Consider the following 15,098-nt stretch of genomic DNA (forward strand, 5'->3'; position numbering starts at 1 on the left):
AAATTAAGCGGCCGGTCTGGTGTTCGCAAGCTCCCGCGGTGATGATCAAGTCATTTCCAGGCGGGAGGATTGCGTGAACAGGATCGCCATGATCGGGGGCGGGGCCGTGCTGGCCGCCGCCCTCGCCTTCGCGGGCAGTGCCCAGGCCGCGCCGCAGGCCGCGGGGAAGCGGGCGCACGCGGTGATCGTCGGGCATCGCGGGTCGCCGGGGCAGGCCCCCGAGGAGACGCTCGCGTCCTACCGCGACGGGGTCCGCGACCGGGCCGACGTGCTGGAGGGCGACGTGCAGCTCACGGCCGACGAGCAGATCGTGCTCGTGCACGACGACACCCTCGCCCGGACCACCGACGTCGAGCAGGTCTTCCCCGACCGGGCGCCGTGGAGGGTGGGCCAGTTCACGCTGGCCGAGATCAAGAAGCTGGACGCCGGGTCCTGGTTCGACGCCCGGTACGCGGGCCAGCGGGTGCCCACCCTGAAGGAGCTGCTCGCCGTCAGGGACAGGGACACCGGGCTCAGCCTGGAGCTGAAGGCGCCCGCCAACAGCCCGGGGATCGCCACGCTGCTCGCCGGGGAGCTGAACGCGGCGGGCCTCACCGACGGCGGCACGCTCAGGTCGGGGGCCTACCGGGTGCAGGTCCACTCCCGCGACCAGGAGGCGCTCAAGGAGTTCCACGCGTCCGCGCCCAAGGTCCAGCTGTCCTACCTGACCGGCGGGAAGATGCTCTCCGACGACGAGCTGTCCGCTCTGGCGGGCTGGACGGTCAGCGTGTACGCCCACCCCAGGGCGACCAGCGCCGACGACGTCAGGCGTGCGCACGCCAAGGGCCTGAAGGTGTTCAGCGACCCGGTGGACAGCCCGGCCGAGGTCTCCATGGGGGCGAACCAGGGCTATGACTGGCTCGCGACGAACTTCCCCGCCACCACCCGGCGGATCCTCGACGGCCGCAGGCCCTTCCCCGGCGCGAACGGCGTCGTGATCGACAGTGTCTTCCCCGACCCGAGCGGCGACGACGCCCAGCCGGAGAAGAGCGAGCACGTGGTGCTGCGCAACACGACGTCCAGGCCGGTCGACGTGAGCGGCGGCTACCTGCGCGACCAGGCGAGCAACCTGATGCGGATCGGCCCCGGATACGTGATCCCGCCGGGCAGCCTGCTGCGCGTCTACGTCGGCCCCGGCACGAACCGCCCCGACGCCTACTACAACGGCCTGACAGTCGGCTTCCTGAACAACACCTCAGGGGACACGGTGTCGTTCTTCCGGGCCGACCACACGCTGCTCGACATCTCCTCCTACATCGTTCCCTGATCAGCCGATCGTGAGGTCGACGGGTTCGACGCCGCGAGGCTCGAACCCGAGGGTCTGGCCGTAGAACGCCAGCTCCGCCTCCAGGCAGCGGATCACCGTGTCGGCCTTGCGGAAGCCGTGCGACTCGCCCTCGAAGGTGAGGTAGGCGTACGGCATCTTCTTCTCGGCCAGCGCCTGCGCGAACCGTTCGGACTGGTCCGGCGGCACGATCGGGTCGCTCAGCCCTTGCAGGAGCAGGACGGGGCAGGCCGTGCGGTCGGCGCGGTTGATCGGCGAGCGCTCCTCGTAGGCGCGCTCGAATCCGGGGAGGGGGCCGATGAGGCCGAACAGGTAGTGGGACTCGAAGTCGTGGGTGCTCTCGGCGAAGCGCTGCAGGTCGCTGATCCCGAAGTAGGACGTGGCGGCCTTGAACACGTCGGTCTGCGTGATCGCCGCGAGCGTCGTCCAGCCCCCGGCCGAGCCGCCGCGGATCGCCAGGCGCTCCGGGTCGGCGATGCCGCCGTCGACGAGGGCGCGGGCGGCGGCGACGGCGTCCTCGACGTCGACCACGCCCCACTGGCGGCGCAGCCGCTCCCGGTAGGCGCGGCCGTAGCCGGCCGACCCGCCGTAGTTGACGTCGATCACGCCGATGCCGCGGCTGGTGAAGTACGCGCGCTCCATGTCGAGCACCGTCGACACGCGCCCGGTGGGACCGCCGTGCACGAACACCACGTAGGGCGGCAGCTCGTCGTCCGGCCCGGCCGCCTCCGGGTTGGTCGGCGGGAACACGTAGGCGTGGACGGGGCGGCCGAACGGCCCCTCCAGGCGCTCGGCGCGCGGCCGGGACAGGTACGCGACGTCGGGCACCTCGGCCCGCTCCCGGCGCAGCCCCTCCACGCGCCCGGTGGTGGTGTCGACCCGCACCACCGAGGCCGGCAGGTCCGGGCCGCCGGCGATCCCCACGATCGTCGAGCCGTCCGTGGACAGCTGCGGCGCCCAGTGCTCGTAGGGGACCTCCAGGTCGACGAGGTCGAGGGTGTCGGTGTCGTACACGCCGAGCCGCATGTCGCCCTCGCCGTGCAGGACGGCGAGGCGCCCGTCGCCGAGCAGCGCGTACGGCATGCCGCCGAGCTGCCACAGCGGCGCGGCGAACTCCTCCTCGGCCGGGTAGAGCGCCTGCGCGGACTCCCCGTGCAGGCCGACCTGGTAGATGTTCCACCAGCCGGGCCAGTCGGAGATCACGTACAGGGACTCGTCGTCGCGCCACAGCGGCGCCAGGGCCGACTCGGTGAGGCCGCCCTTGACGGTGCGGGGCGAGACCACCGCGCCGTCCTCGATCGCCGCGACGCGCACCTCGGTGCCGTCCCACGGCATGCGGGGGTGGTTCCACTGCACCCACGCCAGATGCCCTCCGCCGGGGGACGGCACGGGGCCCGCGTAGAACTGCGCGCCCGAGACCAGCTCGCGGATCGCGCCGGCGTCGCCGGCGGCGCTGCCGTCCAGCGGGACGGCGACGATGGCGCGCCGGATGCCCGTGGCGGGCTGCTCTTCGGCGCCCTGCTCGGCCTCGGGGGCCGCGGGCTCGGCGATGTGGCCCTCGCAGACGCACCAGACCTCCGTCCCGTCCGGGGACAGGACGTAGTCGGCGTACCGCAGGCCCGCCGGGACGGCGGGCTCGGGTGTCAGCGGGTACGGCTTCGGGTCGCCCTCGTCGAGCCGGTGCAGCCGCTGGTCCTCGTAGTTGGAGAACACGACGGACCACCCCGCGCCGGTGCGGACCGGCAGGTAGGACCGGCCGCCGTACTCGTGGACGCGGGTGCGCGCGTCCCACGGGGCCTGCAGCAGCTCGGTGCGATGACCGTCCTTCAGATGGACGACCGTGGCCCGTCCGCCCTCCTCAGGCCGCGTCTCCTGCCACCACACGTCGTCGCCCGCGACGGTGGGGAAGCTGAGGCGCAGCCGGGCGCGGGCGACATCGGCCGCAGAGATGGGTGAAGGCCATGAGCCGTAGGGAAGGGTCGCACGAGCGGTCATAACAGGAATCGTCCCGCATACGGGGATCGGTTGGGGCCATGACGGGCCGTTTGAGCTCGGAAAGATACAAGCTCGTCCCCGGCAAACCCGCCGGTAACATCAGGGTTCGCCCGCCCCGGAGACAGCGGAGGGCGCCGCCGGAGAACGGCGGCGCCCCTCGCGGACGAGCGGATCCCTCAGACGGTCTGCTGGGTCACCCCGACCCCGGCGACGGGAGCGGGGCCGCCCGAGCCCATCGTCTTGGCCTCGGTCTTGCGGCTGCGGCGGCTGCGCCCCTCCAGCCACGTGGCCACGCGGCTCAGCGACATGTTGATCGCGATGTAGATGACCGCGACGACGATGCCGGCCTGGAGCACGTTGTTGCTGTAGTTCGCCGGCACCTGCTTGAAGCCGGCCTGCAGGAACTCGCCGTAGGCGATGATGAACCCGAGCGCGGTGTCCTTGAGCAGGACGACGATCTGGCTCACGATCGCCGGCATCATCACCGTGATCGCCTGCGGCAGCAGCACCAGCCGCATGACGCCGTTCTTGCGGAGCCCGATGGAGTAGGCGGCCTCCGACTGCCCCTTCGGGATCGACAGGACGCCCGCGCGCACCACCTCGGCGAGCACGGAGCCGTTGTACATCGTCAGGCCGAACACGACCGCGGCGAACGCGGGCACGGTGACCGTCCCGGCGTTGATCTCCACCCCGAAGATCGAGAAGAAGTAGTCCACCGAGAAGCGCTGCAGGGTGCCGAACTGGGACTCGGCGATCGCGGGGCTGATCTTGTTCGGGACGAAGAACGCCAGGAAGATCAGGATCAGCAGCGGGATGCCGCGGAAGAACTCCACCACGGCGCCGGCCGGAACGCGGACCCACCAGTGGTCCGACAGCCGGGCCAGCCCGAACACGACGCCGAACAGCAGGGCCAGGACCGTGGCGACGACGGCGGCCTTCAGCGTGTTCATCAGGCCGGGCAGGAGCAGGTGCCTCCACACCGTCCACTTCAGGAACGGCGTCCAGAGCTTCTCCTCGAACTGCCCCTTGTCGCTGAGGCGCCAGATCAGCGCGGCCATGACGGCCGCGAACACGACCGACACGACGGCGGTCAGGACCGCGTTGCGCACCCGGGCCCGGGGGCCGGGGATGTCGAAGAGAACTGTCGCTTCCTTGCTCATCGCGCCACCGCCATCCGCTTGGCGAGCCAGCCGAAGAAGTATCCGGTCGGCAGGGTGAGGATCAGGAAGCCGATCGACACGCCGAGGAAGAGGGGGATGACCCCGTTGGCGAACGTGGGCTTGTCGATGATCGTCTTGGTGACCAGCGCGACCTCGGCGTAGCTCGCGGCCGCGGCCACCGTCGTGTTCTTGATCATCGCGATCAGCACGCTGCCCAGCGGGGCGATGATCGCCCGGAACGCCTGCGGCAGGATGATCATCCGGAGGGACTGGGTGAAGGTCAGCCCGATCGAACGGGCCGCCTCAGCCTGCCCCAGCGGGACGGTGTTGATGCCCGAGCGCAGGGTCTCGCACACGAAGGCGCCGGTGTAGGCCGACAGGCCGAGGACCGCCCACCAGTAGTAGGTCGTCGAGGAGTTCTCGGAGAACTTCAGCGCGAGGATGTCGTTCAGGCCCAGGCTGCACATCAGCAGCACCAGGGTGAGCGGCGTGTTGCGCACGATGTTGACGTAGCCCGTGCCGAACGCGCGGAGCACCGGAACCGGCGAGACCCGGAAGCTCGCCAGGAGGGTCCCGATGATCAGGGACAGCACCGCCGCGGCGGCCGCGAGGCGCAGGGTCGCCCAGAACCCTTGGAGGATCTCGTCGAAGTTGTCGAAGAACGGGCTGAAGTCAAACATTGCTCAGCTGTTTCATCACGTTCCAGCGGGAGTCAGGCCAGGCCGACGCGTCCCCGGGCGATGCTGGTCGGGGACGCGCCGGCGTGACGGGCGTCAGTCGCGGCCCTGGATCAGGCGCAGCCTTCCATCTGCGGGGCGGTCGTGACGAGCTTGAGCCCGGTGCCCGCGAAGTGCTTCTCCAGCAGGGTCTTGGCCGTGCCGTCGGAGTACATCTGGGAGATGGCCTTGTTGACGGCCTCGCAGGTCTCGGTGTCGCCCTTCTTCAGGCCGACGCCGTACTTCTCGTCGGTGAAGGGGTCGTTGATGACCTTGAAGGAGCCCTTCTGCTGGTTGGCGAAGCCGGCCAGGATCAGGTCGTCGGTGCTGACCGCGTCCAGGGCGCCGGACTTCAGCTTGCTCACGCACTCGGAGTAGCTGGAGGCGTCGACCAGCGTGACGCCCTTGATGTTGAGCTTGCCGTCCGGCGGGCCCTCGGTGATGCGGCGGAAGGAGTTGGAGCCGGCCGCCTTGCAGAGCTTCTTGCCCTTGAGGTCGGTGGCCTTCTTGATGCTGCTGTTGTCGGCCTTGACCATCGTGTCCTGGTGGGCGACGTAGTATGGCCCGCCGAAGGTCACCTGCGACTTGCGCGCGTCGGTGATGGAGTAGGTGGCGACCACGAGGTCGACCTGCCCGCCGCCGAGGAACGACTCGCGGTTGGCGGAGGTCGTCTCCTTGAACGTGATGCCGTTCTCGGGGACGCCGAGCGACTTCGCGATGTACTTGGCGACGTCGACGTCGAAGCCGTCGAAGCTGCCGTCGGGCTTCTTCAGACCGAGCGCCGGCTGGTCGAACTTGATGCCGATGGTCAGCTTCTTGTCGTCCTTGGCCTTCTGGACGACCGTCTTGGCCTCGGTCTTCTCGGTGTCGCTGCCGCACGCGCTGAGCGCCAGCGACAGCGCCATCCCCGCCCCGATGAGGGCGCCGAAACGACGTACTCGCATACTCGTCCTACCTCTGCTCTCTGCCGGAGCCCCGCGGCTCAGTGCGTGAGGATCTTTGAAAGGAAGTCCTTCGCGCGCTCGGTCCGCGCGTTGGTGAAGAACTCGTCGGGGGTGTTCTCCTCGACGATCTGGCCGTCCGCCATGAACACGACCTTCTGCGCGGCCCGGCGGGCGAAGCCCATCTCGTGCGTGACGACGATCATCGTCATGCCCTCGCGGGCCAGTCCCGTCATGACGTCCAGGACCTCGTTGACCATCTCCGGGTCCAGCGCCGAGGTGGGCTCGTCGAAGAGCATCACCTTCGGCTTCATCGCGAGGGAGCGCGCGATCGCGGCGCGCTGCTGCTGCCCGCCGGACAGCTGCGCGGGGTACTTGTGCGCCTGGTTGGCGATGCCGACCCGGTCGAGCAGTTCCATCGCGTGCTTCTGCGACTCCTGCTTGCCCTGCCCGCGGACCTTCACCGGCCCGAGCGTGACGTTCTCGAGGATCGTCTTGTGGGCGAACAGGTTGAACGACTGGAACACCATGCCCACGTCGGCGCGGAGCCTCGCGAGGTCCTTGCCCTCCTTGGGCAGCTCCTTGCCGTCCACGAGGATCGTGCCCTCGTCGATCGGCTCCAGCCGGTTGATCGACCGGCACAGGGTCGACTTACCGCCGCCGGAGGGGCCGATGACGACGACGACCTCACCGGAGTTCACGGTGAGGTTGATGTCCTTGAGGACGTGCAGCTCGCCGAAGTGCTTGTTGACGTGCTCGACTACGACGAGCGGCCGGCCACCTGCGGCGGCAGGCTCCGGGGTGGAGTCCTCCGGCCCGGTCTTGGTGAGCTCGGGCCCGCTTTCGCTGTCCGTCATGGGCACGGACTTTATGTCATCGCCGGTAGTGCCCGAGTTGCCGCGCGGTACCGATACGATCACGAATACCCACGTCGGACGGGGTTCGGTCGTGGCGGAGAGTGATCATAAAAGGCGGCGGCGGGGTGCGCCGCCCGTTCCGCCATGTCGCGCCGGGCCCGTAACCTGGATGACTGTCATGAGTGCGCCAATGGAGACGGCTCCCCGTACGTACGAGATCCGTACCTACGGGTGCCAGATGAACGTCCACGACTCCGAGCGGCTGTCGGGGCTGCTGGAGTCGGCCGGGTACGTCCGCGCGGGGGAGGCCGAGCCCGACGTCGTGGTCTTCAACACATGCGCGGTGCGGGAGAACGCCGACAACCGCCTTTACGGCAACCTCGGCCACCTTCGCCCCGTGAAGGACGGCCATCCCGGCATGCAGATCGCCGTCGGCGGCTGCCTGGCCCAGAAGGACCGCGACACCATCGTCAAGCGCGCCCCCTGGGTGGACGTGGTGTTCGGCACGCACAACATCGGGTCGCTGCCCGCGCTGCTCGAACGCGCGCGGGTGCGGGACGAGGCGCAGGTCGAGATCGAAGAGTCGCTGGTGACCTTCCCCTCGACGCTGCCGACGCGCCGCGAGTCCCCCTACGCCGCCTGGGTGTCGATCTCCGTGGGGTGCAACAACACCTGCACGTTCTGCATCGTCCCGTCCCTGCGCGGCAAGGAGCGCGACCGCCGGCCGGGGGAGATCCTCGCCGAGGTCGAGGCGCTGGTCGCCGAGGGCGCCCTGGAGATCACGCTGCTGGGCCAGAACGTCAACGCCTACGGTTCGGGCTTCGGCGCCCTGGCCGGCGCGCCCGACGAGGTCCGCGCGATGACCGGGGGCGGGCAGTCGGCGTTCGCGGGGCTGCTGCGGGCCTGCGGCGGCGTCGAGGGCCTGGAGCGGGTCCGGTTCACCTCCCCGCACCCGAAGGACTTCACCGACGACGTGATCGCCGCGATGGCGGAGACGCCGAACGTGATGCCGTCCCTGCACATGCCGCTGCAGTCCGGTTCGGACGCGGTGCTGCGCGCGATGCGCCGGTCGTACCGGCAGGCGCGCTACCTCGGCATCATCGAGAAGGTCCGGGCCGCGATCCCGGACGCGGCGATCACCACCGACATCATCGTCGGCTTCCCCGGCGAGACCGAGGCCGACTTCGAGGAGACCCTGCACGTGGTGCGGGAGGCCCGGTTCTCGTCGGCGTTCACGTTCCAGTACTCCAAGCGCCCCGGCACCCCGGCGGCGACCATGGACGGCCAGCTGCCGAAGCAGGTCGTCCAGGAGCGCTACGAGCGGCTCGTCGCCCTGCAGGAGGAGATCTCCTGGGCGGAGAACCGCAAGCAGCTCGGCCGGACCCTGGAGGTCCTCGTCGCCGAGGGCGAGGGCCGCAAGGACGAGGCGACGCGCCGGCTCTCCGGGCGGGCGCCCGACAACCGGCTCGTCCACTTCGGCGTGCCGGAGGAGCCGGTCCGCCCCGGCGACATGGTCACCGTCGAGATCACCTACGCCGCGCCGCACCACCTGGTCGCCGACAGGCCCGCGCTGGGCGTCCGCCGGACGCGCGCGGGCGACGCGTGGGAGGCGCGGCAGGGCGGAGGCGGCGGGGCCGGCGGCGTGTCGCTGGGCATGCCGTCGATCGGGCGCCCGGCCCAGCCCGCCGCGTCCGCGCCGGGCTGCTCGACCCGCCCCTGAACCGCGGTGTGATCGGGCCGGTCTAGGACGGCGGCCCGCCCGTGCCGCCGGGCTGGTCGCCCGCGCCGCCGGGCTGCCCGCCCGTCCCGCCGGGGTGCTCGCCCGCGGCGCCGGGGTGGCCGCCGGTCTCGCCGGGCTGCCCGCCCGTGCCGCCGGCCTGGCCGCCCTCGCGGTCGATGTACCGGCCGGCCTGGTCCTGGACCCGGTCGACCTTGTCGGCGTGCTTGCCGCCCGTCCGCTGGTCGAACGCGTCCCCTGCCTTCTCGACGCCCTGCTTGGCCTTGTCGGCGTGCTGCCCGAGCATCTGCTTGACCTTGTCGACGATCGACATCGAATCCCCCCGGATCCCTCGGCTCGTTCGGCGCCGCGGGCGCGGCGCGGCACCCGTTCATTCCGGCCATACCCGTTCTGTTGCCACAATCAATCCCGTGACCTCACCCAATGCCCCGCATGTGATCGCGGTCGTCGGCGCCACGGCGGCCGGCAAGTCCGACCTGGCCGTCGAGCTGGCCCTCCGGCTGGACGGGGAGGCGGTCAACGCCGACTCGATGCAGCTGTACCGCGGCATGGACATCGGCACCGCGAAGCTGTCCGCGGCCGAGATGCGCGGGGTCCCGCACCACCTGCTGGACGTCTGGGACGTCACGGCCACCGCGAGCGTCGCCGAGTACCAGCGGCTCAGCGCCGACGCCATCGCGCGGATCCGGGGCCGGGGGCGGCTGCCCGTGCTGGTCGGCGGGTCCGGGCTGTACGTGCGCGCCGCCCTCGACCGGATGGAGTTCCCGGGGACGGACCCGGCCGTGCGGGGCCGCCTGGAGGAGGAGCTGGCGCGGGTCGGGCCCGGTCCGCTGCACGAGCGGCTGCGCGGCCTGGACCCCGCGGCCGCGGAGGCGATCCTGCCGAGCAACGGCCGCCGGATCGTGCGGGCGCTGGAGGTCGTCGAGATCTCCGGCCGCCCGTTCACCGCGACCCTGCCCGAGCACCGGTACCGCTACGACGATGTCGTGCAGATCGGGCTGAGCGTGCCCCGTGACGAGCTGGACGAGCGCATCGCCCTGCGGGTGGAGCGGATGTGGGAGGCGGGCCTGGTCGACGAGGTCCGGGAGCTGGAGAAGCGGGGGCTGCGGGACGGTCTGACCGCCGGGCGCGCCCTCGGCTACGCCCAGGTGCTGCGGTTCCTGGCGGGGGAGTGGACGGAGGAGCAGGCCAGGGAGGACACCGTCCGGACGACGCGGCGTTTCGCCCGCCGCCAGGAGTCGTGGTTCCGCCGCGACCCGCGCGTGCTGTGGCTGCCCTACGACGCCCCCGACCTGGCCGATCGTGCCGAGGCCCTGGTGAGGCAGGGGCGGCCGGAGCCCATATGATCGGGGGCATGCGGTTCGTCAAGGGGCATGGCACCGAGAACGACTTCGTGATCCTCCCCGATCCGGACGGCGTCCTGGACCTCACCCCGGAGGCCGTCGCGCGGCTGTGCGACCGGCGGGCGGGGATCGGCGCGGACGGCGTCCTGCGCGCGGTCCGGACGAAGGCCGCCGACGTCGACGCCGACGCCGAGTGGTTCATGGACTACCGCAACGCCGACGGCAGCATCGCCGAGATGTGCGGCAACGGGGTGCGCGTCTTCGCCCGCTACCTGGTCGACGCGGGCCTGGCCCCGCCCGGGGAGTGGGACCTGGCCACCCGCGCGGGCCTGCGCCGCGTGACGCTCGGCCCGTCCGGGGACGTCACCGTGGAGATGGGCCGGCCGGAGCTCCTCGGCCCGGGCGAGGCGAGCCTGGCGGGCGCGAGCTTCGCGGGCGAGCGGGTCAGCGTCGGCAACCCGCATCTGGCGTGCCGCGTCACCGGGCCCGTCGCCGCACTCGACCTGTCGCGCGCCCCCGACTTCGACCCGGCGGTCTTCCCCGCGGGGGTGAACGTCGAGTTCTTCCGCGGCGTGGGGGAGCGGCACGTCGAGATGCGGGTGTACGAGCGCGGCTCGGGCGAGACCCGCTCGTGCGGCACCGGGACCGTCGCGGTGGCCGCGGCGGCGGCCGGCGGCGTCGCCGACGGCGCCGAATGGACCGTGGACGTCCCCGGCGGGCGGGTGACCGTCGTCCTGGACGGCGAGACCAGCTACCTGAGCGGCCCGGCCGTCCTGGTCGCCGAGGGCGAGACGCGGCCCGGCTGGATCTAGCGGGCGACCGTCTCACCTGGGCGTGCGCCGGTCCCGGAGCGGTCCCGGCACAGACGGGACAACTGTCCCTCTCCGGCGGGACCTTCCGCCGCATAACTTCTCTCTTGCACACCCTCTGGTGAATGGCCCGTATGGACCGGGATGGGAGCCCCGGGCCCGTACGGAGCCTGAGGGCCGGTGGCGACCTTCTTGGCGGGGGGCGGTCACCGGCCCTCCCACCCGGAGGGGGCGCCTCAGGGGGAGACGCCGTTGACCGGCAGTCTGGCGCGGACCAGGGTTCCGCCCTTGGGGCCGGGCCCCACCGTGCAGGATCCGCCCAGCTCGGCCGCGCGCTCGCGCATGGAGGACATGCCGATGCCGGAACGCACCTGGTCGGGCAGTCCCACACCGTCGTCGTCGACGGTGACGTGCAGATCGCCGTTCAGATGCAGCCGCACCTCGGCGCAGCCCGCTCCGGCGTGGCGATGGACGTTCGTCAGCGCCTCCTGGACGATCCGGTACGCGGCGACCTCGGCGGCGGCCGGCAGGCCCTTCAGGTCGCCCTCGACGCGCACGTCCACCCGCGGGCCGTCTCCGGCGGCGACGACCCCGCCGAGCGCCTGGATCGCGCCCTCCAGCCCGAGATCGTCCAGGGCGGGCGGCCGCAGGCCGTACACGAGCTCCCTGATGTCGCCGATCGTGCGCCCCATGGTGGCGCGCAGCTCCTCCAGCAGGCCGTCGACCGCCTCAGGGTCGGTCCTGAGCGTGATGCGCGCGGCGTCCACCGTCATGGCGAGGCTGGCCAGCGTCGGCCCGAGCCCGTCGTGCAGGTCGCGGCGCAGCCGCCGCCGCTCCTCCTCCCGCGTGCGCAGGATGTGCTCCCGGGACCGCTGGACGTCCGCGGAGAGCCGCGCCGCGTTCGCCAGCTCGGCGAGGTTGCGGGCGAGGACGTTCGACAGGCGCGCGTCCGGGGTGCGGGTGACGCCGAACAGCAGGCGCCCCACCGGCTCGCCGTGCCACACCAGCGGGATGAGCTGCGGGCGGTCGCCGAGCACGCCGTCCTCCGCCGAGACCGTCCGGCCGTCGCGGTCCAGCACCTCGATCGTGACGCCGGTCGCGTGCAGGGCCGAACGCGCCACCTCGGCGGCGACGGCCAGCGCGGCGCCCGGGTTCGCGGCGGTCTGCAGCCGCCGGTTCAGCCGGTCGGCGATCCGGTACGGGTCGCGCTCGCCGTGGATGAACGCGTCCACCATGCGCTGCAGGCGCCGCCGGACGGGTTCGAAGACCGCGCCGGCGACGATCGCCCCGGCGAGCCCGGCGAGGGTGCCGCGGCCGTGGGCCAGCAGGCTCGCGGTGCCGACGAGCGCGAAGTACACGCCGGTGATGACGACGACGAGGCCCGCGTACACCAGCGTCCGGCTGACCACGAGGTCGATGTCGTACAGGCGGTAGCGGGTGATCGCGATCGCGATGCAGATGGGGACGGCGACGATGGTGAGGTCGCGCAGCGGGTCGCCGATCGGGCCGTTCTCGCCGACGAAGATGATCGCCTCGGCGAGGATGCCCGGGTAGACCACCCAGGCGATCTGCCGCCGCACGTCCGGCGGCGCCTGCACGAACCGCACGGCCACCGAGAACAGGCCCGCCGCCAGGGCGGTGACGATGACCGCGCTGATCGGGAGCGGGATCTCCTCGAACGGGTACACCGAGACGCCGTTGTGCCAGCGGCGCACGCCCGGGTCGACCGTCAGGTGCGCGCAGACGACGACCGGGACGAGGCAGGCGAGGGCGAGGGCGGGCCGGAACCACCGCGACACCAGCCGCCCGTCCGGGAAGATCAGCGGCAGCACGAGGGTCAGGGCGTAGGTGTCAACGGCCCACAGCCAGACGGCGAGCCACTGGACGAACCCGGCCCCGGGCGCGCGGTGGAGTTCGAGCCAGGGGCCGAGGTTGAGGGAGAGCACGTACAGCGAGGCGCTGAAACCCGCGCCGACCATGAGCCAGGCGACCGTCAGGCCGGGCCTGTGCCGCAGCAGGACGGCGCCCACGGGCGTCCAGGCCAGGGCGACCAGGATCTCGGGATGCCACCACACCATTCGCAGTTCGGACGGCACGCGGGCGCCGATGATCAATGACGCGGCGACGGACGCGACCGCGGTCAGCGCGAGGAGGGCGCCCACGCGCCCCGCCGCGCGGTCGTGCTCTTCCGTCTCCATGCACACTCCCCGCCCGAAAGTAATGGAATGTTAAAACGCGCAGCTCCCTGTCCCGCAGGCTTGAGCGCGTCCGCCTCAGGACACCGCCGGACCGGTCGGGCGGAGAGCGTTCCGGTCGCGATGCATGCGGGCGTGCCGTGATGGTAGCTGGGGAAACGCCCGATATGAACGGAAGGTGCAGGTCAGCGGCCAGTCGTGGCCGCGTACCGGGCTTCCGGGCGTGTCGGCGTGCGGGGAGGGGGCGAGCGCGCGTGCGGGGAGGGACGGGTCAGGACGCCGGAGTCAGCATGCTCTCGCGCGTCAGGGCCCTCACGCCACGCCTCATGTCCTCGGCGGTGAAGTCGTCGAGGAGCAGGCGCTGGATCAGGAAGCCGGGGAAGAGCGCGAACAGCGTCTTGCCGGCGGCCACGGCGTCGGTGTCGGCGGGGAGCAGGCCGGCGCCGACCAGCCGGCGGATGTAGCGGGTCCAGGTGTCGCGCAGCCCGGCCACGTTGTCGGCGACGTACGCGGCGATCTCCGGATCGTGCGTGGCGAGCGCCCAGGCCTGGGGCGCGAGCCGGAGCGGGCCGTCCTCGCCGGACAGGGCGACGACCCGGGAGGCGAACCGCTCGGCCATCTCGTCGATGGGGAGCAGCGGGTCGCTGTCGGCGAGCACGGTGAAGAACGTGCGCAGGTCGCCGATCACGGTGGCGATGTTCGCCTCGATGATCTCGTTCTTGCTCTTGAAGTACCGGTAGACGGCGCCGGCGGAGAGCCCGGCCTCGGCGAAGACGTCCTGCATGGACGTCGCGTGGATGCCCTTGCGGATGAAGCAGGTCCGCGCCGCTTCCAGGATCTGGAGGCGGCGGCGCTCCAGGTGCTCCTCGCTGACTCTCGGCATGGCACCAATCTAAAACGAACGTTCGTTCTTGACAAGTTCCGGAGGGGGTGCCAGGCTCCGCGCCAAAGAGAACGGACATTCGTTTTTTGGAGGAGATCGTGCGGACTTCCCCCGCCGCGCGCGCCGTCGGCGTGGCCGCCGGCGCGGCGCTGCTGCAGCTCGTCATGGTCGTGGCCTTCTCGTGGCCCGCCGCGCGGACGGCGCCGCGTGACGTCCCGGTCGTCGTGACCGGTCCGCGGGCCGCCGAGGCCGCCGACCTGCTCGACCGCGCGCGGCCGGGCGCCTTCGACGTCCGGACCGCTCCGGACGAGGCCGCCGCCCGTGCGGCGATCGCGGATCGCGAGGCCTACGGCGCGGTCGTCACGGCGCCGTCCGGCCCGAAGGTGCTCACCGCCTCCGCCGCCTCGCCGCTGGTCGCCCAGCAGCTCGGCGCGATGGCGACGCGGCTCAGTCCCGGGGGCGCCCCGGTGTCCCCGCCCGTCCAGGACGTGGTCGCCGCGGACTCCGACGACCCCCGCGGGGCGGGTTTCGGCGCTCTCGCGCTACCGCTGGTCATGTCCGGGCTCGCGGCCGCGGTGCTGATGACGTTCGCCATCCCGTCCCTCGCCTGGCGCACCGCCGGCACGGCGATCTTCGCCGCGCTGGGCGGGCTGGACGTCGCGTGGATCGCGCAAGGCTGGCTGTCGCTGCTTCCCGGCTCCTACGTCACGCTCGCCGGAGTCATGGCGCTGACCGTCCTCGCCGTGACCGGAACCGTGGTCGGCTTGGCCGCCGCCATCGGCCGCGCCGGCTTCGGACTCGGCGCGCTGACGCTGCTGCTGCTCGGCAATCCTCTGTCGGCGGCCACCTCGGCGCCCGAGCTGCTGCCGCAGCCGTGGGGCGCGATCGGCCAGTACCTGCCGCCGGGTGCGTCGGCCACCCTCCTTCGGTCGGCGGCGTTCTTCGACGGCGCCGGAAGCGCCCGCCCGCTCACCGTCCTGGCGGCCTGGGCCGTTGCCGGTCTCGGGCTCGTGGTCTTCGGTGGTCTGCGGAGGCGTTCGGCCGGCGAGGCCGAGCGCGGCCGCGAACCGGCGCTCGCGTGACCCTCAAGGCCGTGACTTTGGCGAATCCTGTACGCGTTCCGTGGTCAATCAATAG

Annotated in this window: 13 protein-coding genes; 5 read left to right on the top strand and 8 right to left on the bottom strand. The window is 71.9% G+C overall.

Translation table 11 applies throughout. The features are described from left to right. Window positions 1-73 precede the first annotated feature (73 nt). On the top strand, window positions 74-1,306 hold the full coding sequence (locus ABD944_RS09140; protein WP_345174320.1) for a glycerophosphodiester phosphodiesterase family protein: 1,233 nt from the start codon (window positions 74-76) through the stop codon (window positions 1,304-1,306). Here the strand turns inward: ABD944_RS09140 and ABD944_RS09145 are convergent, their stop codons facing one another. The 5 genes from ABD944_RS09145 to ABD944_RS09165 form a co-directional block, all read right to left on the bottom strand. After that, a complete protein-coding gene (locus ABD944_RS09145; RefSeq protein ID WP_345174322.1) occupies window positions 1,307-3,319 on the bottom strand; it encodes a S9 family peptidase in 2,013 nt (670 codons plus the stop codon). A gap of 176 nt (window positions 3,320-3,495) precedes the next feature. Beyond that, window positions 3,496-4,479, bottom strand: coding sequence for an amino acid ABC transporter permease (locus tag ABD944_RS09150; RefSeq protein ID WP_345174324.1), 984 nt, complete (start codon window positions 4,477-4,479; stop codon window positions 3,496-3,498). Further along, window positions 4,476-5,159 (bottom strand): amino acid ABC transporter permease, encoded by a 684-nt coding sequence (locus ABD944_RS09155; RefSeq protein WP_345174326.1) that lies wholly within the window; start codon window positions 5,157-5,159, stop codon window positions 4,476-4,478. Before ABD944_RS09155 ends, ABD944_RS09150 begins: the two co-directional genes overlap by 4 nt. A gap of 110 nt (window positions 5,160-5,269) precedes the next feature. Next, entirely contained in the window at window positions 5,270-6,139 is an 870-nt protein-coding gene (locus ABD944_RS09160) for a glutamate ABC transporter substrate-binding protein (RefSeq protein ID WP_345174328.1), read from the bottom strand. Window positions 6,140-6,177: 38 nt separating this feature from the next. Beyond that, window positions 6,178-6,993, bottom strand: coding sequence for an amino acid ABC transporter ATP-binding protein (locus tag ABD944_RS09165; protein ID WP_345174329.1), 816 nt, complete (start codon window positions 6,991-6,993; stop codon window positions 6,178-6,180). 190 nt (window positions 6,994-7,183) lie between these two features. Between ABD944_RS09165 and miaB the strand changes: the two genes are divergently transcribed. Then, window positions 7,184-8,713, top strand: a complete 1,530-nt coding sequence (miaB, locus tag ABD944_RS09170; RefSeq protein ID WP_345174331.1) for a tRNA (N6-isopentenyl adenosine(37)-C2)-methylthiotransferase MiaB — start codon at window positions 7,184-7,186, stop codon at window positions 8,711-8,713. A gap of 22 nt (window positions 8,714-8,735) precedes the next feature. On the opposite strand, the gene ABD944_RS09175 is transcribed toward miaB, so the two are convergent. Next, window positions 8,736-9,044 carry an antitoxin gene (locus ABD944_RS09175; protein ID WP_345174333.1) on the bottom strand — a complete coding sequence of 103 codons (309 nt, stop codon included), beginning with the start codon at window positions 9,042-9,044 and terminating at the stop codon, window positions 8,736-8,738. A gap of 121 nt (window positions 9,045-9,165) precedes the next feature. On the opposite strand from ABD944_RS09175, the gene miaA reads away from it, so the two are divergent. Continuing rightward, window positions 9,166-10,077 (top strand): tRNA (adenosine(37)-N6)-dimethylallyltransferase MiaA, encoded by a 912-nt coding sequence (miaA, locus tag ABD944_RS09180; protein WP_345174746.1) that lies wholly within the window; start codon window positions 9,166-9,168, stop codon window positions 10,075-10,077. 8 nt (window positions 10,078-10,085) lie between these two features. Beyond that, window positions 10,086-10,886 (top strand): diaminopimelate epimerase, encoded by an 801-nt coding sequence (dapF, locus tag ABD944_RS09185; protein ID WP_345174335.1) that lies wholly within the window; start codon window positions 10,086-10,088, stop codon window positions 10,884-10,886. Window positions 10,887-11,119: 233 nt separating this feature from the next. Here the strand turns inward: dapF and ABD944_RS09190 are convergent, their stop codons facing one another. Together ABD944_RS09190 and ABD944_RS09195 are read right to left on the bottom strand one after the other, a co-directional pair. Continuing rightward, entirely contained in the window at window positions 11,120-13,081 is a 1,962-nt protein-coding gene (locus ABD944_RS09190; protein WP_345174337.1) for a sensor histidine kinase, read from the bottom strand. A gap of 268 nt (window positions 13,082-13,349) precedes the next feature. Continuing rightward, on the bottom strand, window positions 13,350-13,961 hold the full coding sequence (locus ABD944_RS09195; RefSeq protein WP_345174340.1) for a TetR/AcrR family transcriptional regulator: 612 nt from the start codon (window positions 13,959-13,961) through the stop codon (window positions 13,350-13,352). Window positions 13,962-14,059: 98 nt separating this feature from the next. On the opposite strand from ABD944_RS09195, the gene ABD944_RS09200 reads away from it, so the two are divergent. After that, window positions 14,060-15,043 carry a hypothetical protein gene (locus ABD944_RS09200; RefSeq protein WP_345174342.1) on the top strand — a complete coding sequence of 328 codons (984 nt, stop codon included), beginning with the start codon at window positions 14,060-14,062 and terminating at the stop codon, window positions 15,041-15,043. Window positions 15,044-15,098 lie beyond the last annotated feature (55 nt).

Origin of the sequence: Actinomadura verrucosospora (assembly GCF_039540335.1) — a bacterium.
Taxonomy (GTDB): domain Bacteria; phylum Actinomycetota; class Actinomycetes; order Streptosporangiales; family Streptosporangiaceae; genus Spirillospora; species Spirillospora verrucosospora.

Excerpts from the sequence above, each read along its gene's own strand:
- ABD944_RS09145 (WP_345174322.1), bottom strand. The coding sequence starts at position 3,319 with ATGACCGCTCGTGCGACCCTTCCCTACGGCTCATGGCCTTCACCCATC.
- ABD944_RS09150 (WP_345174324.1), bottom strand. The coding sequence starts at position 4,479 with ATGAGCAAGGAAGCGACAGTTCTCTTCGACATCCCCGGCCCCCGGGCC.
- ABD944_RS09155 (WP_345174326.1), bottom strand. The coding sequence starts at position 5,159 with ATGTTTGACTTCAGCCCGTTCTTCGACAACTTCGACGAGATCCTCCAA.
- ABD944_RS09160 (WP_345174328.1), bottom strand. The coding sequence starts at position 6,139 with ATGCGAGTACGTCGTTTCGGCGCCCTCATCGGGGCGGGGATGGCGCTG.
- ABD944_RS09165 (WP_345174329.1), bottom strand. The coding sequence starts at position 6,993 with ATGACGGACAGCGAAAGCGGGCCCGAGCTCACCAAGACCGGGCCGGAG.
- miaB (WP_345174331.1), top strand. The coding sequence starts at position 7,184 with ATGGAGACGGCTCCCCGTACGTACGAGATCCGTACCTACGGGTGCCAG.
- ABD944_RS09175 (WP_345174333.1), bottom strand. The coding sequence starts at position 9,044 with ATGTCGATCGTCGACAAGGTCAAGCAGATGCTCGGGCAGCACGCCGAC.
- dapF (WP_345174335.1), top strand. The coding sequence starts at position 10,086 with ATGCGGTTCGTCAAGGGGCATGGCACCGAGAACGACTTCGTGATCCTC.
- ABD944_RS09190 (WP_345174337.1), bottom strand. The coding sequence starts at position 13,081 with ATGGAGACGGAAGAGCACGACCGCGCGGCGGGGCGCGTGGGCGCCCTC.
- ABD944_RS09195 (WP_345174340.1), bottom strand. The coding sequence starts at position 13,961 with ATGCCGAGAGTCAGCGAGGAGCACCTGGAGCGCCGCCGCCTCCAGATC.